This window comes from Brevundimonas terrae (assembly GCF_011761985.1).
Classification (GTDB): Bacteria; Pseudomonadota; Alphaproteobacteria; order Caulobacterales; family Caulobacteraceae; genus Brevundimonas; species Brevundimonas terrae.
The window spans coordinates 33,424-58,973 of sequence record NZ_JAASQT010000008.1; the positions used below are offsets into that span (position 1 = coordinate 33,424).

The window sequence follows — 25,550 nt, forward strand, 5'->3', positions numbered from 1 at the left end:
TCAAGGCCGAAACTTCGCCAAAGCTTCACATAGCGACCATACTCGGACTGTTCACCGAGCCTGCATCGTGGTTGAAGCCCCTATGACCGATAAGAATCCCGACCTGATGACCGAGCAGCGCGAACGCGCCCGCATCTGGTTCGAAACCCTGCGCGACCAGATTCACGCCGGTTTCGAAGCGCTGGAAGATGCCGCCCCCGCCGACCTGTATGAAGGCGAGGCGGGTCGCTTTGTGCGCACCCCGTGGGACCGCGCCGCCGGTGGCGGTGGCGTCATGGGCATGATGACAGGCCGCCTGTTTGAAAAGGTCGGCGTCCACTGCTCGACCGTATTCGGCGAGTTTCCCGCCGACTATGCCAAGAATGTTCCGGGGGCTGCCGAAGACCCGCGCTTCTTTGCAACGGGTATCAGCCTGATCTGCCATCCGGTGAACCCGAATGTTCCGGCGGTTCACATGAATACCCGCCTGATCGCCACGACCCAGACCTGGTTCGGTGGCGGCGGTGACCTGACGCCGGTTCTGGATGCAGACCGCCGTGACGACCATCCCGATACGCTGGCCTTCCACGCCGCCATGAAGGGCGCGTGTGATGGTTATGACGCCGACTGGTATCCGAAATACAAGAAATGGTGCGACGAGTATTTCTATCTGCCGCACCGCAACGAGCCGCGCGGCACCGGCGGTATCTTCTATGACCACCACAATACCGGTGACTTCGAGAAGGACTTCTCGTTCACGCAGGACGTCGGTAAGGCCTTCCTCAAGGTCTATTCAGACATCGTCGCCGGCCGCATGCACGAGCCGTGGACCGAGGCCCAGCGCGAAGAGCAACTGGTCCGGCGCGGCCGCTATGTCGAGTTCAACCTGCTCTATGATCGCGGCACCACTTTCGGTCTCAAGACCGGAGGCAATGTGGACGCTATCCTGTCGTCCATGCCGCCCATGGTGAAGTGGCCCTAAGTCCTTCCTGAACATGAAAAAGCCCGCTGCCGATGAGGTCGCGGGCTTTTTTATTGCAACGGATCAGGCCGTATCTTCCAGAACCGATGCGATGCAGCCTATGAGCGATTGCGCGGTCAGCGGTTTGGTCAGGTGCCTATCCGCGCCCGCCGCCATAGTGGCCTCGACATGTTCGCTCATGGCATTGGCGGTCAGCATAATGATCGGCGTATGAACCCGCCCGTCACGCCGCTCGATCTGGCGCAGACGCTGTGTTGCCGTTAGGCCGTCCATGACGGGCATCTGCATATCCATCAGAACCAGATCGAAACAACCCTTCTCGAAGGCCTCTACGGCCTGCTGGCCATCCACCACCGCCGTCAGTTCCACATCCAGCGGTCCCAGCAAGACCTCGACCACCTTGCGGTTAGGCGCATGGTCATCGGCCAAAAGCACCTTCAGACCCGAGCCTTTGGTGACGCATGCCTCATGGTCCGGCATGGTGCTTTTGCGCGCGTTACCCGTCTCGGTTGCGACCTTGCCGACCGGCGTCAACGCAATATCGAACCAGAAACGCGACCCCTTGCCCAACTGGCTCTCGCAATTCATGTCGCCCCCCATCAGGGCGATCAGGTTTTGCGAGATGTTCAGCCCCAGACCGGAGCCTCCATAGCGGCGTGTGATCGATTCATCGGCTTGCTGGAATCGGCCAAACAGGCGCTGGCGGAAACCCTCTTCAAAGCCCACCCCCGTATCGGTGACACTAAAACGGATACGATCGCCATCCAGCGGTTCTGCCTTGATGGTGACGGTCCCGGCCTCGGTGAATTTGACGGCATTGGAGACAAGGTTGTTCAGCACCTGCCGTAAACGCTCCGCATCGCCCGTCACGGTACGGTCCAGTTCCGGACAGCCAAGCAGTTCCAGTTTTATGCCCTTGTCCTCGGCACTGGCGCTCCACAACTGCTGTACCCCCTCCAGTATTTCGCAGACATTGAACGGTGCAGATTCCAGACGCAGCCTCCCCGATTCAATGCGGGCACTGTCCAGAATGTCGTTCAACAGACGCTCCAGCGTCCCTGCCGAGCTGCGGATGATATCCACCAGATCGCGATCCTTGGGCTGAAGGTCGCTGCGGTGAAGTACATCCGCCATCGCCACCACTCCGTTAAGCGGCGTGCGGATTTCATGGCTCATATTGGCCAGAAACTGGGTCTTAGCCATATTGGCCTGCTCGGCGCGGCGGCGGGCGCGACGCAGGGCACGTGACTGGATCCACAGCCACGCTGCTGTTGCGAAACCACACACAAAGAAGAACAGGCTGATGCCCATCACCCATGCCTGTGCGCGGATCATCGCCGACTGTAACCGCGCATTGGCCTGTTCGACTTCCAACTGGCGACGACGTTGGGACAACTGCTCCTGCATGTCCTGCGTGATCTGGTGAATACCATCGCTATAGGCACGCGCCTGACTGACATAGCTCTGCTGCTGATAGCGGCGCATCAGAGCGATGGCCTCGTCATACTGGCCCTGGGCATGCAGAAGCTCCGCACGCGCGCGCACCCCCAAATCGCTAGCCAGCCTGCCTGTTTCACTATCGGCAACGGCATCCCAGTCCGCCATAACGCGCTCGGCCTCGGCCACGCGCCCTGTACGCGCCAGCGCGATTACTTCCAACGGCAGGATCCACACCTTCAGATAGTCATTGCGTGACAGTTCGGGCTGGCCCGCTTCCATACAGGACAGCACCCTTGGCATGTCATCGCGCATCGAAGCCACGCGGGCACACATCATGGCATTATAGGCTTTCAGCCCATGCAGGTTTGACCTGCGCGCCAAACGGTCATGAGCCGCAAAAAAGCGTTCGGCATTGGCAGCATCGCCAACCTGAATAGCCATACTGCCCAGATTATAGATGCTGTCGAAATCCGGGCGCGGCCAGTCATTCGGGCTGTAATCCAGTTCGTAGCGCGCGAAAGCGTCTGTGGCGCCTTGCACATCGTTCAGGGCCATCAGGCCCAGACCCATTATCTCCCAGATACCGCTATGGGCGATATCGGCATCCGGTCCCTCATTGGGGATTTGCGCCTGAACCGCGGTCAGCAGGCGAAGCCCCTCGCCCACCTGATCCTTGTCGAAACGGGTAATCGCATAATAGCGTGTCGCTACGGCACGGACATACCAGTCAGATGTGCCGTTCATGGTGGCGTGGATGCGGTCCGCCGCCCCGCCATCGCCGCCTTCATAGGCAAGGATGGCGTTATTCAATCCGGCAATTGCACGAAAGCGCTCGTTATCCAGCGCCGTAGCCCGCGCCATCAGACGTGCATTCCACGCCCTGGCCTTGGGGCCTTCGTTCTGGTTGATATACAGGCTGACCACATGGTGCAGCCTGCGCAGACCCTCTGTGGTCCGCAGACGCTCGGCCTCGGTGCCAAAGCGGTCAAGATCGGCAAAACTTGTTTGCGCGGCACGCGTCTCGACCTGCTGTAGCAGACGGGCGGGCCGTTCGCCTTGCAGATAGGGCAAGGCCAGCGCCATCGTCGCGGGCAAGCCCAGCAGGCCCGCCAGAACCAGTGGTCGCGCCCAAGCCCCTACCGTCCTCACCAAACCCTTACGGGCAGGACGCCGCATGCGACAGACAACTGTGACCGCCCTCAAAACCGCAACGCGCACACGCCCCCCTACTGACCGCTTACAGCCCTCGAAAGACGATCGCTAACATACCGGGGTTTCCCAACCCTTAGCACAGATCAAATCCCCGAGCCGTCCCCCTCGACGGGTGGCGGGGTCAGCAGCAGAAACGCCCGCACCCATGCCGTCAGCACAGCCCGATCATTGGGGCGCTTCAGGCTCTCGATTGCCTCGTCCACCAGTTCATCGGCAATTCGGCTGCCTCGGCGCAGTTCGGTCAGGGCCGCGGCATAGGCAGGCTGGAATTCGGGATGGCACTGGAAGGTCATGGCATCATCGCCATAGGCCAGACCCGCATAGGGCGTAAACTCGCACTGAGCGATCACACGCGCATCGGCGGGAACGGCCACCACCTGATCCTGATGGGAGACGGCAATGGCGATGCTGTCGGCACGCGGGTGCATCCAGCTTTCGCGCGTCATCACCTGATAACTATGCAGGCCCACACCCCAGCCCTTGCCGGATTTTTCCACCCGCCCGCCAAAGGCATGGGCCATGATCTGGTGACCAAAGCAGATACCCAACAGGCGCGTCTTGCCACGTGCCGCCCGCAGCCAGTCGGTCAGCAACGGTATCCAGTGGTGGTCCTCATAGACCCCTGCCGACGATCCGGTGACGATGCACCCCGCATAGCGCGACGGATCTTCCGGCAGATGGCCGTTCTGCACATCATAGCGCACCGTCTTGGCCCCCTCGCCCAGCAGGGCGCGGAAACGGGCCGGATAGTCGTCAAAACTGTCGCGCAGGGCTTCGGGCGGATACCCTGTCTCGAGAATGGCAATCGGCTTCATAGGTCTGCTTCAATCGATACTCAGCGCCCTACACTGGAGCGCCCGAGCCGCCGAGGCAATGGCAGCGGCCCTTAGCTTCTTTGAGGCAAGCACCAGAAAAACTAAGCCTAGCTGGCCCGCCAGATTTCCGCCCGCGCCTTTTCATCGCCAAGGGTCTGCGCCACCCAGCCACAGATTTCAGCCGCCGCCGCATCGGTGCCGGACGGGGCATTGACCACCGTCATGGTGCAGCCGTTCATCTTCATCGGATTGTTCAGCGGGCGCAGACGCGCCTCGGCCACCAGCACACGCGGGGCCTTGGCTTCCTCAAGACGGCGCACAAAGCCGTCAAAGGTTTCCATGTCCTTCAGCGGGGTCCAGATCGCCACCACCGCCTTGGGATCGCGCTTGACGATGCGGGCTGCGGTTTCGGCCGAGCGGATATAGTCGTCGCCACGCTCGAACGGGGGATCGATCAGCACCAGCGGGCCTTGCACCTTCAGCGCTGCCGCCTCGGTCAGGTCATAGCCGTCGCCCTCGAAGCCTTGCGCGTTCGGATAATCTTTCAGCGCCTCGTCCAACAGAACCTTCACCGGCGGGTTCAGCTCGAAACCCTTATAGGTACCGCCATTGCCCAAGGCGCGGGCGATCAACACCGGCGAGCCGGGATAGAACCGCACCCCGCCCTGCGGATTGAACGACGCAACTTCCTTGGCCAGCGCCTCGATGAGCGGCGGACGGTTATCGGCGGTCATCAGACGCGCCACACCGGCCTCGGCTTCCTTGGAACGCATACCGTCGCCCGACAGGTCATACAGACCCGCCCCCGCATGGGTATCCAGCACCGTCAGTGGCCCTTGCTCAGCCCTCTGGCGGATCAGCCAAAGCACAAGCGCATGTTTGACAAGGTCGGCGAAATTTCCGGCGTGGAAGCTGTGACGATAATTCATTCGCCTCCGTCCCCCCTTGCGGCCCTTGCGTCAAGAGGCAGGCCGCTTACAGAGTTGCTCCATGCTTCTGGACCATCCCGCTATCAGCGACGAAGAACGCACCGTGCCCGACGCCGTGATCGAGGCGGCCAATTATGGCCTCTCATTGCGCCGCCAGCATGAACGCGGCGGCACCGAGGTCGGTCTGGAACGCGCCCTGCGGCTCAGTCGCGGCGAAAAGGTCAGTGACCGCGACATCAAGGTGATGAACGCATGGTTCGCCCGTCACGCCGTTGATAAGCGCGGCAAGTTCTGGGGACATCCGACCAAACCATCGGCGGGCTATATCGCATGGCACCTGTGGGGCGGCGATGCGGCTCATGAATGGGTGAAGCCATTGCGGGAGCGCTTGAAAGATTTCGGTATCTAAAGAAAAACCCCGCCGTTTCCGGCGGGGTTTTGTTTGTCTTAGTCCCAGTTCAGGATGACCTTGCCGGACTGGCCGGACTTCATCGCCTCGAACCCTTCGCGGTACTGCGAGTAGTGCAGTTGGTGGGTGATCAGCGGTTGCAGGTCCAGACCGGCTTTCAGCAGGCCCAGCATCTTGCGCCATGTGGTGAACATCTCGCGGCCATAGACGCCCTTGATGTTGATGGCTTTCAGGATGATCTGGCCCCAGTCGGTCTCGGTCGGCTTGGCCGGAATACCCAGCAGGGCCAGACCGCCACCCATGATCAGGGTGTCCACGCATTGCTTGAAGGCAATCGGCGAGCCGGACATTTCCAGCGCCACGTCGAAACCGACCTTGAGGCCCAGTTCCTTCATCACGTCGTGCAGGTCTTCCTTGGTCGTGTTCACGGTGCGAACACCCGGCACGACCTTTTGCGCCAGTTCCAGACGGAAGTCGTTGATGTCGGTCAGCACCACAGTACGCGCACCGGCGTGACGGGCCACAGCCGCAGCCATGACGCCAATCGGACCTGCGCCCGTGACCAGCACGTCCTCGCCCAGCAGGTCGAACTGCTGTGCGGTGTGAACGGCATTACCGAACGGGTCGAGGATGGCACCGATTTCATAGGGCACATCATCCGGCAGTTCGATCACGTTGAAGGCCGGAGCCACAACGTATTCTGCAAAGCAGCCCTGACGGTTCACGCCGATACCGCGCGTGTGCGGGTCGAGGTGGAAGTGACCGGCGCGGGCAGCTTCGGAGTTCAGGTCGATGACGTGACCTTCGGCCGAAACGCGCTGGCCAACCTTGAGCGGACGATCAACATCGGCACCGATAGCGACGATGTCACCGGCAAATTCGTGACCGGTAATCATCGGCACCGGCACGTTCTTTTGCGACCACTCGTCCCAGTTCCAGATGTGGATGTCGGTGCCGCAAACGGCGGTGCGACGCACGCGGATCAGCACGTCTTCCGGACCCATTTCAGGGATCGGAGCCGTAATCTGTTCCAGACCTTCGGCAGGCTGGGTCTTGGCCAGTGCCTGCATGTCGCCAGTGGGGTAGCTGGTCATTTGATGACTCCGAGTTCCTTGCCCGCCTGCGTAAAGGCGGCGACCGCTTGGTCGATCTGTTCAAAAGTATGGGCTGCCGACATCTGGGTGCGGATGCGGGCCTGACCGCGCGGCACGACGGGGAACGAGAAACCGATCACATAGACGCCCAGTTCCAGAAGGCGTGCGGCCATGTCCTGCGCCAACTTGGCATCGCCCAGCATCACCGGAATGATCGGATGCTGGCCCGGCAGCAGGTCGAAACCGGCTGCGGCCATGGCGGAGCGGAAACGCTCGGCATTGGCAAACAACTGCTTGCGCAGCGCATCGCCCTCGTCGCCCGCTGCGATACGGATGGCTTCGATCGACGAGCCGCAAATCGAAGGGGCCAGTGCGTTCGAGAACAGGTACGGACGCGCACGCTGCTTCAGCAGGGCCACCACATTGGCATTGGCACAGATAAAGCCGCCCATCGCCCCGCCTAGCGCCTTGCCGAACGTACCGGTGACGAAATCGACCTTCACGCCGCAATGGGCGAACGAGCCACGGCCCTTGTCGCCAAGGAAGCCGGTGGCGTGGCAGTCATCGACCATGATCAGGGCGTTGTACTGGTCGGCCAGTTTACGGATCTCGTCGATCTTGCCGATATAGCCGTCCATCGAGAAGGCACCATCGGTGGCGATGATGATATCGCGGGCACCGTCGGCGCGGGCCTGTTTCAGTTGCGCTTCGAGGTCGGCCATGTCGGAGTTGGCAAAGCGGTAACGCTTGGCCTTGGACAGGCGTACACCGTCGATGATCGAGGCGTGGTTCAGGCTGTCGGAAACAATCGCATCTTCGGCACCGAACAGCGGCTCGAAGATGCCGCCATTGGCGTCGAACGCCGCGGCGAACAGGATGGTGTCCTCAAAGCCGAGATAGTCGGCAATGGCGCGTTCCAGCTCTTTGTGGATTTCCAGCGTGCCACAGATAAATCGGACCGAGGCCGTGCCTGCGCCCCACTTTTCCTGAGCCTTGATACCAGCCTGCGCGACGCGCTCGTCACCGGCAAGGCCCAGATAGTTGTTGGCGCAGAAGTTCAGCACATCACGGCCATTGACCGAGATGACCGGACCTTGGCGCGAGGCAATAACACGCTCGGGCTTGGTCAGGCCCTGAGCATCAATGTCCGCCAGTTCGGCAGACACACGTTCGTAGAAGGCGGGATTTGCTGATTGGGTCATGTTTGCTCCGCTACGCTGAATTTCGGCAGTATTAAACCCCTTTTATTACAGCGTTAGGGCGCACCATCCCGAGCGCCCGCATTCGTGGCAAATGCCGATACCGTGACCTTGCCACCGCAGGCCGTTATCGAGGCCGGAACGCTGGCCAATTGCCCGCCGCCGGGGGCCTTCAGGGTCCAGCCTGAAACCTCGGGACATTTCGTCTCGCCCTCGCCTTCGTGCGGGATCACACCCCAGCCCAGATAGAAACTGACCGTCTGATGTGGCTTCAGTTCGATACGGTTCTGACCTTGGGGCGCGGCAAAATAGCTGTCGGAGGTGCGCTCGATTTTCACCGGTACAGCCGCCTTTTGCGTCACCAGTTCCAGTTCAGGCCACTGGGGCAGGATGCAAGCGCGCTCTCCCTTCAGAGACAGCCGCATTTCCTGCTGGCGATGGCCCATCGCCGCGTCGGCCTCGCCGGTTTCAAGCTGTAGCTGGTCGGCCCGACAGGCAGTCAGGCTGGGCGCGGGGGCTGCCGTGGGAGATGGCCGCACACACTGGTGCACCGTGCCATCGGCCAAGGTCAGGCGGGCAACCTCCTGCCCCTCCTCTTGCACCACTTCCCACCTCGCCTTGCCGTCAGTGTAGGCGCTACCGCGCGGGCTGGCGGTCGCCATCAGGTTCATCGTCTGCCCGTCCAGCGTCAGATGCGCCACACCGCCCTCGTCATAGGCCACCACGACATCCCCGCCCGTACCACATGTATAGCGGACAGGTGTGCTGGCGGCGGCAGACGGCATCTTCAACTGTCCGCCTGTCTCCTCAGGTGCGGGCTGCTGGCAGGCCGACAGGACCGGTAACAGCATCAGATATTTCAGCGCTCGCATCGTGTTTCCTCCACCCCTCGCCCCGCTCATACGCAGAGCATTGTGCGCTTAACGCAACAGCCAGAGGCAAAGCTCCCGATATTTCCAAATACGGCGCTTGCGGAATGATACATTATAACATACCAAAACTTATCAGTTCCTGTTGGTGGTGCCCATGACGTCCAAAACCCTTCTGCTTTCCGTGTCCCTTCTGGCCCTCTGCGCCGGGGCGGCCCATGCGCAAACCACCTCTCAAACAGCCGACCCGCACGATCATGTCACCGAGGTCGAGGAAGTCGTTGTCCGCGCCCTGCCGCTGGGCCGTGCAGGCAATGATGTGGCCAGCCATGTGGCGCTGCTGAGCGGCGAGGATCTGGTCCACCGTCGCAGTTCCACCCTTGGCGACACCCTGACCAGCCTGCCCGGTGTGAACTCCGATGCCTTTGGTGGCGGGGCCAGCCGTCCGGTTATCCGTGGTCAGGCCAGTCCCCGCGTGAAGGTACTCAGCGAAGGGGCCGCCCTGATCGACGCTTCGGAGGTTTCACCCGACCACGCGGTTTCGGGCGAGCCGATGCTGCTGGAAGGTGTTGAAATCCTGCGCGGCCCGTCGGCCCTGCTGTTTGGCGGCGGTGCTATCGGTGGCGCGGTCAACCTGCTGGACAAGAAGATCCCCACCCGCATTCCGGCCAATGGCGGCGAAGGCGTTCTGGAATACCGCTATGGCAGCGTCGATGACGAGAATACCGGCGTGGCCGGTGTCACCGTCGGTGCAGGCCAGTTCGCCCTGCGCCTCGAGGCCGTGGGCCGCCGCAGCGACGATTACCGCATCCCCGATGACAAACATGACCGTCTGGAAGGCTCCTATAACAACACCTTTACCGGCACGATCGGCGCGTCGTGGATCGGTGAAAAAGGCTATCTGGGTGCCGCCTATACCCAGCAGAAAAGCACTTATGGCTTGGCTGGCCACAGCCACGAGTTCGCCTCCTGCCACCCGCACGGCACCCACCTGCATTGCGATGGCGACGATCATGGACACGGGCACGACGATGACCATGATGACGGTCACGACCATGACCACGAAGGCGAGCACGATCATGCCGCGCCCCAGGTTCGCCTGAAAAGCCAGCGTGTCGATATTCGCGGCGAACTGAAAGACGTCATGCCGGGCATCGAGCGTATTCGCCTGCGTGCCGGCCACACCGACTATCGCCATGACGAGGTCGAGGAAGGCGAGGTTCTGACCACCTTCACCAATAAGGGCTATGACGCACGCCTCGAAGTCCAGCACACCGAATGGAACGGCCTGCGCGGTGTCGTCGGCCTACAGCTCAGCGAAAACGAGTTCGGCGCTGTCGGTCTGGAATCCTATCTGCGCCCGACCGAAACCAAGGCCACCGGCCTGTTCCTGATGGAAGAATACGAGATCGGCCTGTGGCACCTCGAAGGGGCCATCCGCAAGGACTGGACCGAAACCGCCATCAAGGGCGCAGACAGCGTCGATAATGACCCGCTGTCCGTCTCGGCGGCAGCCGTCTGGCACTTTGTGCCCGAATGGACCATCGGCCTGTCGCTGGCCCGCTCGCAGCGTGCCCCCTCGGCTCAGGAACTGTTTGCCGACGGTGTTCACCTCGCCACCAATACCTACGAGATCGGCACTGAAACGCTGGATCTGGAAACGGTTCACTCGGCCGAGCTGACCCTTCGCAAACGCGAGGGCCGTATCACCGGCACGCTCAGCGCCTACCACTATGACTATTCGGATTATATCTTCGCCAATACACTGGACCAGCACGAGGACTTCCGCCTGATCCGTTACGAACAGGCCGATGCCCGCTTTACTGGCCTCGAAGGTGAAGTGACCGCCGAACTGACCCCGTGGCTGAGCGCCACCGTCTATGGCGATTATGTCCGTGCCAAGCTGGATAAGGGCGGCAACCTGCCGCGTATTCCCGCCGGTCGCCTCGGCGGACGTTTGTCGGCCTTTAACGGCCCGTGGTCAGGTGAAGTCGACTATACCCGCGTGTTCGAACAGTCGGACATTGCCGATTACGAGACCAAGACCCCCGGCTATAATCTGCTGAGCGCCAGCGTCGCCTACGGCTTTACGGTCGGCGATATGGCCGATGCGGAAATCTTTGTTCGCGGTACCAATCTGCTGGACGAAAGAGCATGGAGCCACGCCTCCTTCCTTGGCGAGCGCGCGCCCTTGCGCGGGCGCGGCATCAGCACCGGCGTGCGGGTGCGTTTCTAAAGTCACACACTGTGCTTTAAAAAATAAGGCGGGGGCGGGATCGACGGATTCCGCCCCCGCTCGCGTTTACAGCCACTATGAGTTCCGCCGCCCTGCCCGAAACGCGGAACCCGGTTTTTTATATCGAGCAGGTTCAGGCGCGGTTCACCCAAGCGGCCCTAGTCCTTGCTCGAACCTCCCCCGCGCGGCCTGTGCCGCCCACACGTTTTAGATGAGCCGATATGTCGCCTGTTACACTCATGCTCGCCCTGGCGTCGATGGCAACCGACGCTCCGGTCAATACGCCCGTCCAGCAACAGCCCGAACAGGCCCATGCGCCCGTCCAGACGCCCGAGCAGTCCGAAGACGAAGCCTATGATCTGGGCACTTTGAATGCCGTCACCACATCGCGTCGTGGTGCGGCGCTGGGTGGCTACGAACCGGAAGCGGTTCTGGATTCCGAACAGTTGAAAGCCTATGGCGCAGGCACGATCGAAGAACTGATGACGATGCTGGAGCCTCTGACGCGCTCGGCACGCGGGGGCTCGCCTGTGTTTCTGGTCAATGGTCGCCGCATCTCGGGCTTCCAGGAAATTCGCGGCATCCCGCCCGAAGCTATCGAGCGCACCGAAATCCTGCCTGAAGAAACCGCCCTGTCCTACGGCTATACCGCCGACCAGCGCGTGGTGAATTTCGTCCTCAAGCAGGACTTCCGCTCGGTGGCCGTTCAAGGCCAGATCAAACGTCCCGATCTGGGTGGTCGCACCCAGTCCGAGCTGGAAACCAATATCGTCCGCATCGGTGGTACCCAGCGCTGGACCTTCGATATCGAATATGAGGCCGACAGCCCGCTGTATGAAAGCGAGCGTGACATCAACCGCGAGCTGGAAGCCCCTGCGGGAACGCTTCGCGGCGACGATACGCCGCTGACCACCTACCAGACCCTGAATCCGCGCCGTCGCGGCTATGAAGTCACCGGTTCGTACAAGCGCGATCTCGAAAGCGGCATCGGCCTGACCGTCAGTGGCAATATCGAGCAGACCAACCGCATGACCTATCTGGGTCTGCCGGGTGTGGTGATGGACCTGCCCTCCTCCAGCCCGTTCTCGGACTATGCCAATGACGTGCAGGTGCATCGTTTCTTCGATGCGCCCTCGGCCCTGTCGCGTGAAAGCGATGCGCTGAGCGCCAATATCAACGCCCTTGCCGATGGCTATATGGGCGAATGGCGCTGGACCGTCAGCGGCGGCATCAAACGCAATGAAACCGAAACCACGACGGGACGCGGCCTGAACACCGATGCCCTCAAGGCGGGCGTTGTTGCAGGCACGATCAATCCCTTCGGCGATCTGGGCAGTGTTCCGTTCAATCCGAATGACGAGGCCAAGTCGATCAACACCTCGGCCAATGTCGAGGGCGTGCTGAACGGCACCTTGTGGGACGCTCCGACGGGCGCACTGCAAGCCACCTTCAAGGCCGGTTTCGATACCCAGAAACAGGAAGCTGAAAACCTGCGCTTCTCGGCGGCGGACAATGCCAGCGTCTTTACCGAGCGCAGCCTGTCGCGTGACCGTTTCAATGCCTCGGGCAATTTCAACCTGCCGCTGGCCGCACGTGATATCGGCACCTTTGGCAAGCTGGGCGACCTGTCGGCCAACCTGAACGTACAGCTTCAGGACCTGTCGGACTTTGGCGGTCTGAACTCATGGACGCTGGGCATGAACTGGTCGCCCTGGTCGCCGCTGAGCCTGACGGCCAGCTTCGCGCAGGAACAGGCCGCGCCCTCCATGTCGCAACTGAACGACCCGACTCTGACCACGCCCAATGTGCCGGTCTATGACTTTGCGACGGGTCAGAGCGTCATCATCAACCGTATCGAAGGCGGCAATACCGCCCTGTCGGCCGAGGACAAGTCGGTCCTGCGTCTGGGCATGAACTTCACCCCGTTCGAAAACAAAGACCTGCGCTTTACGGCCAACTATACCCGCACCGATACCGATGGCGTGATTTCGGGCTTCCCGACGATTACGCCTGCGCTGGAAGCGGCGCTGCCGGAGCGGTTCGAGCGCGATGGTGCGGGCAATCTGATCTCTATCGATGCCCGTCCTCTGAACTACGAGAACAGCCTCAAGGAAGAAATCCGCTGGGGCCTGAACTTCTCGACCGCCTTTGGCAAACCTGATCCGGCCGCAATGCAGCGTGCGCGGGGTCAAGGTGGTCCCGCCGGTGGTCCGCCTTCAGGTGGTGGCCCGCGTGCTGGCGGTGGCGGCGGCGGTCCGCGTATGGCCATGCACGGCGGCGGCGGCCGTGGCGGACGCGGTGGCCAGATGCAGCCCGGTCAGGGCCGCTTAAATGTCAGCCTGTATCACACCTATCGCATGACCGACGAGATCACGATCCGTCAGGGCCTGCCGGTCATTGACCTGCTGGATGGCGGCGCGACCGGTTCGCGCGGTGGCCAGTCACAGAACGAGCTGCAACTCCAGGCCGGTGTGTTCAAGAGCGGCATGGGTGCCTTCATGAACGCCAACTGGGCCGAAGGCACACGCGTTTCTGGCGGCACGTCCGGCGATCTGAACTTCTCGGATCTGGCGACCGTGAACCTGCACATGTTTGCCGACCTCGGCCAACGCACCAAGTGGGTCGAGAAATTCCCGTGGCTGACCGGCTCGCGCGTTTCGGTGGGTATCGAGAACCTGTTCGATGAACGCCTCAGCGTCACCGACGCCCAAGGCAATACGCCCAATGCCTATCAGCCCCATTATCTAGACCCGATGGGCCGGACCTTCCGGATCAATTTCCGCAAGATCATCTTCTAAAAACGAAAGGCCCGCTGGAAACAGCGGGCCTTTTTCTTTGTCCTGTAGGGCGACCTAGTGATCGCCTTTGGGGCGTTCCATCAGCTCGATCAGAACCCCGCCCATTTCCTTCGGATGCAGGAAGACGACGGGCGTGCCGTGGGCACCGATGCGCGGTTCGCCCGTGCCGAGAATGGTCACGCCCTTGGCGCGCATCTCGGCGACAGCGGCGTGGATGTCCTCAACCTCGAAGCACACATGGTGCTGGCCGCCCTTGGGGTTTTTGGCGAGGAAGCCGACAATCGGACTGTTCTCGTCATAGGGTTCGATCAGTTCGATCTGGGCGGTCGGCGTGTCGACAAAGCAGACCTTAACCCCCTGCGCCGGAAGATCGAACGGCTCGCCGATCTTGGTCGCACCAAGGATATCGCGATACAGCTTGATCGAGTCTGCGATCGAAGGCGTGGCCACGCCAACATGGTTCAGATTGCCGATCATTATTTCTTGTCCGCTTTAGGTTGGGCATAGCCCAGACGCTCGTTCAGTTTCTCGATCAGGTCCACAGCGGTTTCGGCAATCACCGAACCCGGCGGATAGACAGCCGCCGCCCCCATATCCAGCAGCGGTTGCACGTCCGACGGCGGGATAACGCCACCGACCACAATCGTAATGTCCTCGCGGCCCAGCTTGGCCAGTTCGGCCTTCAGTTCCGGCACCAGCGTCAGGTGACCTGCCGCCAGCGACGACGCACCAACTGCATGGACGTTCTTTTCAACGGCATCGCGGGCCGCTTCGGCAGGCGTCTGGAACAGCGAACCGGCCGTCACGTCAAAGCCGATATCGCCATAGCCGGTCGCCACAACCTTCTGGCCACGGTCGTGACCGTCCTGACCCAGCTTGGCGATCAGGATGCGCGGCGCACCGCCATCGTTTTCGATGAAGGCGGCGACCATTTCACGGGCGCGGGCAAGCTTGGGATCATTGCCTGCTTCCTTGGCATAGACGCCCGAAACGGTTTTCACGGTGGCGATGTGGCGGCCAAAGGCGGCCTCCAGCGCATCCGAGATTTCACCCACCGTGGCCTTGGCGCGGGCAGCGCGAACCGACAGCTCCATCAGGTTTTCATTACCGCGCGCGCCTTCGGTCAGGGCGTTCAGAGCGGCCTCGACCTCGGCGTCATTACGCTCGGCCTTCAGGCGTTCCAGCTTCTCGATCTGGCGGGCGCGTACCTCGGCATTATCGACCTTCAGCATCGGAATATCGTCGGTCAGCGGGTTGATATACTTGTTCACCCCCACCAGCGTCTGCTGGCCGGTATCGATACGGGCCTGCGTTTTCGCCGCTGATTCCTCGATACGCAGCTTCGGAATACCGGCCTCGATGGCCTTGGCCATGCCGCCATATTCCTCGACCTCGGCCATCAGGGCGCGTGCCTTGGTGGCCAGTTCCTGCGTCAGGCGCTCGACATAGTGCGAGCCGCCCCACGGGTCGATCACGCGGGTCAGGCCCGTTTCTTCTTGGGCCAGAATTTGCGTGTTACGCGCAATGCGGGCCGAGAAGTCGGTCGGCAGGGCCAGAGCTTCGTCCAGCGCATTGGTGTGCAAGGACTGGGTCTGACCACCGGCGGCAGCCATGCACTCGATCATGGTGCGCGGCACGTTGTTGAACACGTCCTGCGCCGCCAGCGACCAGCCCGAGGTCTGGCAGTGGGTACGCAGCGACAGGGACTTAGGATTAACCCCGCCCTCTTTCGCCACGGCCTCGGCCCACAACAGGCGACCGGCGCGCATCTTGGCCACTTCCATGAAGTAGTTCATGCCGATGGCCCAGAAGAAGCTCAGGCGCGGCGCAAACTTGTCCACGGCCATGCCTGCGGCCTTACCGGCGCGCAGATATTCAATGCCGTCCGCCAGCGTATAGGCCAGTTCGATATCGGCCGACGCGCCCGCTTCCTGCATGTGATAGCCGGAAATCGAGATCGAGTTGAACTTGGGCGTTTCCTTCGCCGTCCACTCAAAGATGTCGGCAATGATCCGCATCGAGGGCGACGGCGGATAGATATAGGTGTTGCGGACCATGAACTCTTTCAGAATATCGTTCTGAATGGTTCCGGTCAGTTGGGCATGCTCCACGCCCTGCTCTTCGCCCGCCACGACATAAAGGGCGAGGATCGGCAGAACCGCGCCATTCATGGTCATCGACACCGACATCTTGTCCAGCGGGATGCCGTCGAACAGGGTGCGCATGTCCAGAATGGAGTCGATGGCCACACCGGCCATGCCGACATCGCCCTTTACGCGCGGATGGTCGCTGTCATAGCCACGGTGGGTGGCCAGATCGAACGCGACAGACAGACCCTTTTGGCCCGCCGCAAGGTTACGACGGTAAAACGCGTTGGAAGCCTCGGCGGTCGAGAAGCCCGCATATTGGCGGATCGTCCACGGCGCACCGGCATACATGGTCGGATACGGGCCACGCACGAACGGTGCAAAGCCCGGCAGACCTTCGATAAAGTCCAGACCCTCGATGGCATCCGGCCCATAGGTCGGCTCGACGGTTACACCTTCGGGCGTGGTCCATGCCTCGCGCGACGGACCCTTGCCCGTTTCGCCAAGGTCCAGATTCAGTTTGGAGAAATCAGGAAAGCTCATTGGCCAGCCTCCTCGAACGCGGCGGCAATACGGACAGGCTTCAAGGCCTCGAAGGCATCATAGGACACAGCCTCGGACACGTCCTCGGTCACCGAAACGGCACGCACGTCAGGGTCCACAAACTTGGTCACGCCGATAATCTGGGCGCTGCCGTTCTGATAGGCTTTTTCAATGAATTCGCGGGCACGGGCGATGCGCGGCTGGATGACATGGCCTTCCAGCGCCGCAACAATACCGCCCTCGGACTCGATAGCTTGAAACTCGGTCCAAGCCGCCTCGGCCAGTTCACGCGTTCGGGCATCCAGATACCAGCTACCCGAGGCCGGATCATCGACACGGCCCAGATTGGATTCTTCCATCAGGATCAGCTGGGTATTGCGGGCCTGACGACGCGCAAAATCATCCGGCAGACCGGCAGCCCGGGTAAAGGCATCCAGCACCACCACATCGGCCCCGCCGACACTGCCTGCAAAACCGGCAGCCGTCAGACGCAGCATGTTCGGCCACGGATCGCGCGCCGACAGCATACGGCGTGAAGAGCGCGCTTCGATCTGGGCCTGAACCTCATGACCGAAAGCCTTGGAGACATTCGACCACAGGATACGCAGGGCGCGAACCTTGGCCAGACTGTCAAAATATTGCTGGTCCACAGCCACGCCCAGCGTCAGCGGCGACAGGGCTTTTTCCGTCGAAACACCGGCCTCTACCAGAGCCTTCACATAGGCCACAGCCGATGACAGCGCGAAGGCCAGTTCCTGTGCAATCGATGCACCCGCCTCATGCGCCACCTGACCGGAGGCGAGGAACAGCCTGGCCTCGGGATAGGTCGAGGCCCAACCCGCAGCCTTGCTTGCGGCATCTTTCAGGATCGCCGCAAAATCGGATGGCGCACCACCGGCGCGGGCATAGGCCGACACCGGATCAAGATGGAACGACAATTTGGCACGCGGCGAAGCCTTGGCGACAGCATCCAGAGCCTCGCCCGCCTTTACGCCATCAAACCCCGCATCCAGCGCAACCGGAGCCAGCTCCAGCGCCACGCCTTCAAGAGCACGCGTCAACTTCGCCGCATCCGTCGTTACGGATCCCGAAACCAGCACCGAAGCTGCCCCGTTTTCCAGATCGGTCAGGATGGATGTGTTCAGTTCTGCGGCATCCCCGCCCTCAACGATCGCGCGCAAATCCCAGCTACGGCCTTCGCTGTCCGACGGGCGCGGTGCAAACACCGCCCCCGTGGCATTGGCGGTTCCGTAAAGAGGACGGGTCGCCAACTGGTCCGCATCCAGATGGATAAGGCTTTCCAGCGGGCGATCCTTGAGCGCCTTGATCGCGGCATCACGCCACTCAAGAGGCGTCGGAGCGGGGAATTGGCTCATGGTTTACTCGAACTCCACCAGTACATCGTCGGCAGCGACGGGGTCGCCAGCCTTGGACTTCACGGCTTTGACCTTACCATCACGCTCGGCCTTGAGGATGTTTTGCATCTTCATGGCTTCGATGATGGCGACGGTTTCGCCCTGCTTGACCTCTTGACCTTCGACGACCGGAATATCGACCACCAGACCCGGCATCGGCGACAATACCAGCTTGGAGGTGTCGGCGGCCTGTTTTTCGGGCAGCATGCTGTACAGGCTGGCAATCTCGGGGCGCAGGATACGCACACGCGCCTTGGTGGCACGCGAGCGGATGTCGAAACCGTCTGCGGCGCGCTTCACTTCGACCGTAAAGGCTTCTTCGTCCAGCACGGCGCGGAACAGCGACAGACCCGGACGCCAGTCGATTTCCGACAGGGTGACTTCCTCGTCATCGATGATGACGGTCAGGTCTTCGGCCTCGTCATAACCGACCTCGACCTCATAGGCCGCCTTATTGACCAGAACGGTCCACTCGCCACGCTCGGACGGATCACCATCCTGCTCGGCAATGACTTCGTTCATCGCAATGGCCGACGCGATCAACTGCTTCACCTGAAGCGCGTTCGGCTCCAGACCATTAAAGCCGTCGGGGAACTCGTCCTTGATATAGCTGGTGGCGATATTGCCGGACTGGAAGCGTTCCTGATCCATAACCGCCGCAAGGAACGGCACGTTGTGGCCCAGTCCCGACAGGTGGGTGTCTTCCAGAGCGCGGGCCATGCCACGGATGGCATCGGCGCGGGTTTCGCCCCATGCACACAGCTTGGCGATCATCGGGTCATAGAACATGCTGATCTCGTCGCCCTCGCGGACGCCCGAGTCATTACGCACGATGTAACCGTCTTGCTGGCCTTCAGCGGGCTGTTCGTAACGCACCAGACGGCCAATCGACGGCAGGAAGCCGCGATACGGGTCTTCGGCATAGATGCGGCTCTCGATGGCCCAGCCGTTGATCTTCAGGTCTTCCTGCTTGATCGCCAGTTGTTCGCCCCATGCCGAGCGGATCATCTGCTCGACCAGATCAACGCCAGTGATCAGCTCCGTCACCGGATGCTCGACCTGCAGGCGGGTATTCATTTCAAGGAAGAAGAACGACTTGTCCTGCCCAGCCACGAACTCGACCGTGCCAGCACTGTCATAGTTCACAGCCTTGGCCAGAGCCACGGCCTGCGCGCCCATGGCCGCACGGGTCGCTTCGTCCAGCAGGGCGGACGGCGCTTCTTCGATGACCTTCTGGTTACGACGCTGGATCGAGCATTCACGCTCGAACAGATGGATGACGTTGCCGTGCTTGTCGCCCAGCACCTGAATCTCGATGTGGCGCGGGTCGATGATGAACTTTTCAAGGAAGACGCGGTCGTCACCAAACGCGTTCAGCGCCTCGGCCTTAACAGCGGCAAAGCCCTCGGCCATATCGTCGTCGGAATGGGCCACACGAATGCCCTTACCGCCGCCGCCAGCCGACGCCTTGATCATCACCGGATAGCCGATTTCGCGGGCAATCTTGACCGCTTCCTCGGTGGTTTCGATCAGGCCCATATGGCCCGGAACGGTCGAAACACCGGCTTCGGCGGCGAACTTCTTGGAGGTGATCTTGTCGCCCATGGCGTCGATCGCCTCGGGGTTCGGACCAATGAAGGCTATACCCTCGGCCTTCAGACGACGCGCAAAGCTGGCGTTTTCCGACAGGAAGCCAAAGCCCGGATGCACAGCCTGTGCGCCCGTCTGCTTCACGGCATCCACGATCTTGTCCTGGATCAGATAGGACTGGGCCGCCGGCGACGGACCGATGTGAACGGTTTCATCCGCCATCTCGACCGCCAGCGAACCGGCATCGGCGTCGGAATAAACCACCACCGTCTTGATGCCCATCTTGCGGCAGGTCTTGATAATGCGAACAGCAATCTCGCCGCGGTTGGCGATCAGAATTTTATCAAACATGTTTCTGGGCCTTACAGCGGGATGTTATCGTGCTTCTTCCAGGGGTTTTCCTGGACCTTGTTCTTCAGCGTGCCGAGGGCCTTGATCAGGCGGCGTCGCGTGCCGTGCGGCATGATGACGTCATCGATATAGCCGAGGCCAGCCGCCACGAACGGGTTGGCGAAGCGTTCTTTGTATTCGGCTTCACGCGCGGCCAGAGCTTCGGGGTCGCCCGCTTCCTTGCGGAAGATGATTTCCACGGCACCCTTGGCACCCATGACGGCGATTTCAGCAGTCGGCCATGCATAGTTGACGTCGCCGCGCAGGTGCTTGGACGACATAACGTCATAGGCACCGCCATAGGCTTTACGCGTGATGACGGTCAGCTTGGGCACGGTCGCCTCGGCATAGGCGAACAGCAGTTTGGCGCCGTGTTTGATCAGTGCGCCATATTCCTGCTTGGTGCCCGGCATGAAGCCCGGCACGTCCACGAAGGTCACCAGCGGGATGTTGAAGGCGTCGCAGAAACGCACGAAACGCGCGGCCTTGCGGCTGGAGTCGATATCCAGAACACCGGCAAGCGTTTGCGGCTGGTTGCCGACGATGCCGACGGTTGCGCCATCCAGACGGCCAAAGCCGCAGATGATGTTCTTGGCAAAGTCGGCACCGATCTCGAAGAAGTCCGCCTCGTCGACGACCTTCAGGATCAGTTCCTTCATGTCATAGGGCTGGTTCGGATTGGTCGGCACCAGCGTATCCAGCGAAGCTTCGTCACGGTCGGCTTCGTCATACGACTCGCGCACCGGCGGCTTCTCGCGGTTCGACAGCGGCAGGAAGCCGATCAGGCGGCGAACCTCGGACAGGGCCTCAAGGTCGTTTTCAAACGCACCGTCTGCCACGCCCGACTTGCCCGCGTGAACGCGCGCGCCGCCGAGGTCTTCATGGGTGACGACTTCGTTGGTGACGGTCTTCACCACGTCGGGGCCGGTCACGTACATATAGGACGTGTCCTTCACCATGAAGATGAAGTCGGTGATGGCAGGCGAGTAAACATCGCCGCCCGCGCACGGGCCCATAATGACCGAGATCTGCGGGATCACACCCGAGGCCAGCGTGTTCTGCAGGAAGATGTCGGCATAACCGGCCAGCGATTCAACGCCTTCCTGAATACGCGCACCGCCCGCATCGAACAGGCCGATGATCGGCGCACCGGACGTCAGGGCCATTTTCTGCAGCTTGACGATCTTGGCCGCATGCGCGCCCGACAGCGAGCCGCCAAAGACGGTGAAGTCCTTGGAGAAGACATAGATCAGACGGCCATTGATGGTGCCGCGACCGGTGACGACGCCGTCACCCGGAATGCGCTGCTTTTCCATACCGAAGTCGTGGCTGCGATGCTCCACGAACATATCGGTTTCTTCAAAGCTGCCTTCGTCCAAAAGCACGTCGATGCGCTCGCGCGCCGTCAGTTTACCTTTGGCATGCTGGGACGCGATACGCGCCTCACCACCGCCCAGACGGGCAGCAGCGCGGCGACGCTCGAGTTCCTCGAGGATGGCCTGGGTCATGGAAAAGCGACTCCCTCACGTTTTGTTAATCGCCACAAACCCCCGTCATCGCAAAAAGGCAATCGCAACTTTGCAAAACGTGCGGAAGTGTGGAAGCTTGCCAAGGGTTTGAGGGCAATTTGCAAAGTTGCAAAAATGGGCGAGAAGCTTTTTCTAGGCGCGAAAGTTCGTAAATTACGCGAGGCTAAAGGCTGGACTCTGGACCAGTGCGCGTCGCGTCTGGCCCTGTCGCCGTCCTATCTTTCACAGATTGAAACCAATCAGAGACCGGCCACCGCGCGTGTCCTGATTTCCCTCACCCGCGCCTTTGACGTGGATGCCAGCCTGTTCGATCTGGAGGGCGATGCCCGCCTGATCGCCGACCTGCGCGAAGCCGTCACCGATGTGGCCGCAACCGCCGAGCCGCCATCCCCCGCCGAGTTGAAACAAGCGGTCAATAACAGCCCGCGCATGGCCCGCCTGTTCCTGCAACTTCATCAGGACTATCGCCGTCTGGATGATCGCCTAAAGACCCTGAACGAGACACTGGGCCGCGACGAGAAACAGTTGTCGGCCCCTGCCCTGCCCTATGAGGCGGTGCGCGACTTCTTCCACTATCGCGACAACTATATCGACGCGCTTGATCTGGCCGCAGAAAAGCTGGCCGAGAGCATAGACATCAACGGGACCAGTCATCCCGAACGGACGCTTGAAAAGGCCTTGGGCGATCTGTGCGGTGTGCGTGTTGCCTATCAGGACGGGCCTATGCGGCGCTATGATGCCGCCGCGCGTATCCTCTATATCCAGCCATCCTTGCCGGTGGTGACACGCTGTTTCCAGATGGCGCACCAGTTGGCGCTGATCTGCTTTGCCGACCTGATCGAGGAAGAACTGGCGCGGGCCGATTTCGAGCTGACTGCGGCTACCGATGTCTGCCGGATCGGTCTGGCCAACTATGCGGCGGGGGCCATCCTGATGCCCTATCGCCGCTTCCTGGAGACCGCGCGTGAACTGCGTCACGACGTGGACCAGATGCGCAAACGCTTTAATGCCAGTTTCGAGCAGGTCTGCCACCGCCTGTCCACGCTGCAACGCCCCGGCTGGCGAGGCGTGCCGTTCTATTTTGCCCGCGTGGACATGGCCGGCAATATCACCAAGCGCCACAGCGCCACCCGTTTCCAATTCGCCCGTTTCGGCGGGGCCTGTCCGTTATGGAATGTGCACGAAGCCTTTAGTGCGCCAGACCGGATACTGGTCAACCTGTCGGAAATGCCGGACGGGTCGCGCTATATCTGCATCGCCAAATCCGTGGCCAAGGCAGGCGGTTCCTATCTAGAACCCGACCGTCGCTATGCGCTGGGTCTGGGCTGTGAAATCGAATATGCGGACCAACTGGTCTATACCGCAGGGCTGGATTTGAATGGTCCGCCCATTCGCATGGGTGTGTCATGCCGCATCTGCGAACGGCTCGACTGCAAACAGCGGGCCTTCCCGCCCATCGACCGCACATTGCGCGTCCCGCAAAATGAACGCGACGTTATCCCCTACGCCCTAGGCTGAGCTTGGCCTTTCGTCGCTTAGGCGGCTCCACGCGACGGTGAATTTTCTGGATTGACGCCGCGCGTTTTTGCACTGCAATGTACAGTTGTGCAGTGCAAATAATGACAAGATGTCAGCGATGGTTTGAGGCGCAAACCATCCGTCCGTTCTCCGATCATTCGTCAAATCATCCTCACCAAGGCGTCAAAAGCCTGACGCCCAAAGATCACGCCTGCGTCACGCCCCGCCCCTAGAGCGCCCAGCGTGGCTGTCCGGCCATCTGTATTGTTCCTGTTCGGCTCAAGAGACCCCAATGACCAAGGCCTTCCTCGCCTCCAGCGCCAGCCTGCTCACCCTGTTCGCAGCCGGTATCGCAAACGCTGAAACTGTCGCCGCCGATGCGCCGCAGACCGCCCGCGTGACCGATATCGTCGTCACGGCCCAGCGCCGTGAACAGTCCGCACAGGATGTCGGTGTCTCGCTGTCGGTCATTGGTGGCGAGGCCCTGAACGAAAAGGGCGTCACCGTCATCAATGACATCGAGAATGTCGTGCCGAACATGGAGGTCGACAGCCAGTTCGGCAGTGGCCAGCCCCAGTTCCGCATCCGTGGCATCGGTGCGCGCGAATATTCGTCCAACAATGCCTCGACCGTCGGCATCTATGTCGATGAAGTGGCGCATCCCTATACGATCACCACACAGGGCGCGATGTTCGACATTGCCCGCCTCGAAGTGCTGCGCGGCCCACAAGGCACCCTGTATGGCCGCAACACCACCGGCGGTGCCGTCAACATCATCACCAATGCCCCGACGGTTGAACGTCAGGCCGGTTTCACCGCCGAATATGGCAGCTATGACGCCTATAAGGTCGAGGGCTATGTGTCGGGCCAACTGGCTCCGAACCTGCTGGGCCGTCTGGCCGCCGTCACCGAACAGGGCGGCGCATGGCAATACCACCGCGATACCGCCGAGAAGCTGGGCGACAAGAACAAGACCGCCATTCGCGGTCGCCTGACATGGGACGCCAGCGAAACGGTCACGGTCGATCTGGCCGCCACCTACCAGATCGACAAGTCCGATGGTCTGGGGTTCCGCCTGCGCGCACCCTACAAGGTCTTTGACGGCAGCGTCACCTATGACACCGACACCGCATGGCGCATCACCGGCTGGGAGTTGTCGCCGGAAATGGCCGCTGTGTCTGGTCGTGCGCTGGGCTCCAAGCCGGGCCGCGACAATGAAGGTCTGGACCTGAATGCCCGCATCCATGCTGATCTGGGCTGGGCGCAACTGAACTCAATCACCGCCTATCAGTCGTTTGAACGCTCGGAATACAACGACTGGGACGGCACCCGTTTCAATGAATCGGACGTCTATTTCTATAACGACATCGACGCCCTGTCGCAGGAACTGCGCCTGTCCTCGAATGCCGGAGAGCGCCTGAACTGGATGGTCGGTGCCTATTATGCCGACGAAAACATCGACGGCGGTTTCTACACCCAGTTCCGTGGTGCCGACCGCACCTTGATCAACACGCCGTATGAACAGACCGTCGAGGCCTTTGGACTGTTCACGCATAACAGCTATCAGTTGACCGAGCGCCTGAACCTGATCGCAGGTCTGCGCTACGAGAATGAAACCCGCACCCTGACCACCACCGGCACCCGCCGCATCAACCTGCCGGTTGGCCCGTCTGTGACCTATGATACCGACCTGTCCGAGGTGACTGGTCGTGTCGGTCTGGAATATGATCTGACACAGGACGCCATGTTCTATGCCAGCATTGCACGCGGCGTAAAATCGGGCGGTTTCACCACCTATAACGCCACCTCGGCTACCCCGTTCAAGCCCGAGATCGTCATCGCCTATGAGGCCGGCATCAAGTCGGACCTGTTCGACGGTCGCCTGCGGGCCAATGGCGCGGTCTTCTTCTATGACTATGAAAACCAGCAGGTTCAGGGTCTGGAATATGACCGCGAGACAGGCCGTCTGGGCAAGATCACCAATGTGCCCAAGTCCGAAATCTATGGCGGTGAAATCGAACTGGTCTGGATGCCGATCGACGGCCTGACCATCAGCCAGAATTTCGGCTACAAGAAAGGCAAATACACCGAGTATTTCGCCATTGACGGTGCCGCCACCGACGCCGCCAATCCGGTCGACGGTCCGTGGGATATCATCATCACCAATGACCGTTCGGGCGAACCGCTCCAGTTCCCGAAATTCAACTATGGCGGCTCGGTCGCCTATGATTGGGACATGGGCGGTTGGGCCATGCGCGCCGAGACCAACTATAACCAGCGCGACGATATCTATAGCGCCGCCTCGGCCTCGGTCCTGCCGGGTTACTGGCTGTGGAACGCCAATCTCAGCATGGGTCCGCTAGACGCCAACTGGCGCGTTGGCCTGTGGGCGCGCAACCTGTTCAACACCTATTACGAAGAGACCCGCAACGGCTTTAACGGCTCGGCGCGTCCGACCACTTCGCCGGGTCAGGGCCGCACCGTCGGTGTGCGCCTGATGATGGATTTCTGATCCA

Annotated in this window: 17 protein-coding genes; 6 read left to right on the top strand and 11 right to left on the bottom strand. The window is 61.2% G+C overall.

The window, feature by feature from the left end:
* The first annotated feature begins 82 nt into the window (after positions 1 to 82).
* A complete protein-coding gene (hemF, locus tag FHS64_RS13505; protein ID WP_167179209.1) occupies positions 83 to 961 on the top strand; it encodes an oxygen-dependent coproporphyrinogen oxidase in 879 nt (292 codons plus the stop codon).
* A gap of 63 nt (positions 962 to 1,024) precedes the next feature.
* On the opposite strand, the gene FHS64_RS13510 is transcribed toward hemF, so the two are convergent.
* The 3 genes from FHS64_RS13510 to rlmJ all read right to left on the bottom strand — a co-directional run bounded on the left by FHS64_RS13510 (position 1,025) and on the right by rlmJ (position 5,357).
* On the bottom strand, positions 1,025 to 3,577 hold the full coding sequence (locus FHS64_RS13510) for an ATP-binding protein (RefSeq protein ID WP_167179211.1): 2,553 nt from the start codon (positions 3,575 to 3,577) through the stop codon (positions 1,025 to 1,027).
* Between the two features lie 119 nt (positions 3,578 to 3,696).
* Entirely contained in the window at positions 3,697 to 4,428 is a 732-nt protein-coding gene (locus FHS64_RS13515; protein ID WP_167179213.1) for a glutamine amidotransferase-related protein, read from the bottom strand.
* A 107-nt stretch (positions 4,429 to 4,535) separates the two neighbouring features.
* Complete coding sequence (gene rlmJ / locus FHS64_RS13520; RefSeq protein ID WP_167179215.1) at positions 4,536 to 5,357, bottom strand: 23S rRNA (adenine(2030)-N(6))-methyltransferase RlmJ; 822 nt, start codon at positions 5,355 to 5,357, stop codon at positions 4,536 to 4,538.
* A 61-nt stretch (positions 5,358 to 5,418) separates the two neighbouring features.
* On the opposite strand from rlmJ, the gene FHS64_RS13525 reads away from it, so the two are divergent.
* Complete coding sequence (locus tag FHS64_RS13525; protein WP_208381027.1) at positions 5,419 to 5,766, top strand: hypothetical protein; 348 nt, start codon at positions 5,419 to 5,421, stop codon at positions 5,764 to 5,766.
* Positions 5,767 to 5,804: 38 nt separating this feature from the next.
* Here FHS64_RS13525 and tdh read toward each other — a convergent pair whose 3' ends face one another.
* Genes tdh through FHS64_RS13540 form a run of 3 tightly spaced genes read right to left on the bottom strand, consistent with a single transcriptional unit; the run spans position 5,805 to position 8,931 of the window.
* A complete protein-coding gene (tdh, locus tag FHS64_RS13530; protein ID WP_243862993.1) occupies positions 5,805 to 6,860 on the bottom strand; it encodes an L-threonine 3-dehydrogenase in 1,056 nt (351 codons plus the stop codon).
* Positions 6,857 to 8,062, bottom strand: coding sequence for a glycine C-acetyltransferase (locus FHS64_RS13535; RefSeq protein WP_167179217.1), 1,206 nt, complete (start codon positions 8,060 to 8,062; stop codon positions 6,857 to 6,859). Before FHS64_RS13535 ends, tdh begins: the two co-directional genes overlap by 4 nt.
* Before the next feature lie 53 nt (positions 8,063 to 8,115).
* On the bottom strand, positions 8,116 to 8,931 hold the full coding sequence (locus FHS64_RS13540; protein WP_167179219.1) for a DUF4232 domain-containing protein: 816 nt from the start codon (positions 8,929 to 8,931) through the stop codon (positions 8,116 to 8,118).
* A 154-nt stretch (positions 8,932 to 9,085) separates the two neighbouring features.
* On the opposite strand from FHS64_RS13540, the gene FHS64_RS13545 reads away from it, so the two are divergent.
* Both FHS64_RS13545 and FHS64_RS13550 read left to right on the top strand, forming a co-directional pair.
* Positions 9,086 to 11,164 carry a TonB-dependent receptor domain-containing protein gene (locus FHS64_RS13545; protein WP_167179220.1) on the top strand — a complete coding sequence of 693 codons (2,079 nt, stop codon included), beginning with the start codon at positions 9,086 to 9,088 and terminating at the stop codon, positions 11,162 to 11,164.
* Between the two features lie 221 nt (positions 11,165 to 11,385).
* Complete coding sequence (locus FHS64_RS13550; RefSeq protein ID WP_167179222.1) at positions 11,386 to 13,962, top strand: TonB-dependent receptor; 2,577 nt, start codon at positions 11,386 to 11,388, stop codon at positions 13,960 to 13,962.
* A 54-nt stretch (positions 13,963 to 14,016) separates the two neighbouring features.
* Here FHS64_RS13550 and mce read toward each other — a convergent pair whose 3' ends face one another.
* From mce to FHS64_RS13575, 5 genes are read right to left on the bottom strand one after another with little or no spacing between them, the layout of a single operon-like run.
* Positions 14,017 to 14,439, bottom strand: coding sequence for a methylmalonyl-CoA epimerase (gene mce, locus FHS64_RS13555; protein ID WP_208381034.1), 423 nt, complete (start codon positions 14,437 to 14,439; stop codon positions 14,017 to 14,019).
* A complete protein-coding gene (scpA, locus tag FHS64_RS13560) occupies positions 14,439 to 16,592 on the bottom strand; it encodes a methylmalonyl-CoA mutase (RefSeq protein ID WP_167179224.1) in 2,154 nt (717 codons plus the stop codon). Before scpA ends, mce begins: the two co-directional genes overlap by 1 nt.
* Positions 16,589 to 17,968, bottom strand: coding sequence for a methylmalonyl-CoA mutase family protein (locus tag FHS64_RS13565; protein ID WP_167179226.1), 1,380 nt, complete (start codon positions 17,966 to 17,968; stop codon positions 16,589 to 16,591). Before FHS64_RS13565 ends, scpA begins: the two co-directional genes overlap by 4 nt.
* 3 nt (positions 17,969 to 17,971) lie before the next feature.
* Positions 17,972 to 19,948 (bottom strand): acetyl-CoA carboxylase biotin carboxylase subunit, encoded by a 1,977-nt coding sequence (locus FHS64_RS13570; protein ID WP_167179228.1) that lies wholly within the window; start codon positions 19,946 to 19,948, stop codon positions 17,972 to 17,974.
* A gap of 11 nt (positions 19,949 to 19,959) precedes the next feature.
* Positions 19,960 to 21,495: an acyl-CoA carboxylase subunit beta gene (locus tag FHS64_RS13575; RefSeq protein WP_167179230.1), complete on the bottom strand. Its 1,536-nt coding sequence runs from the start codon at positions 21,493 to 21,495 to the stop codon at positions 19,960 to 19,962.
* Positions 21,496 to 21,630: 135 nt separating this feature from the next.
* On the opposite strand from FHS64_RS13575, the gene FHS64_RS13580 reads away from it, so the two are divergent.
* On the top strand, positions 21,631 to 23,034 hold the full coding sequence (locus FHS64_RS13580) for a helix-turn-helix domain-containing protein (protein ID WP_167179232.1): 1,404 nt from the start codon (positions 21,631 to 21,633) through the stop codon (positions 23,032 to 23,034).
* Between the two features lie 292 nt (positions 23,035 to 23,326).
* Complete coding sequence (locus FHS64_RS13585; RefSeq protein WP_167179234.1) at positions 23,327 to 25,546, top strand: TonB-dependent receptor; 2,220 nt, start codon at positions 23,327 to 23,329, stop codon at positions 25,544 to 25,546.
* Positions 25,547 to 25,550 lie beyond the last annotated feature (4 nt).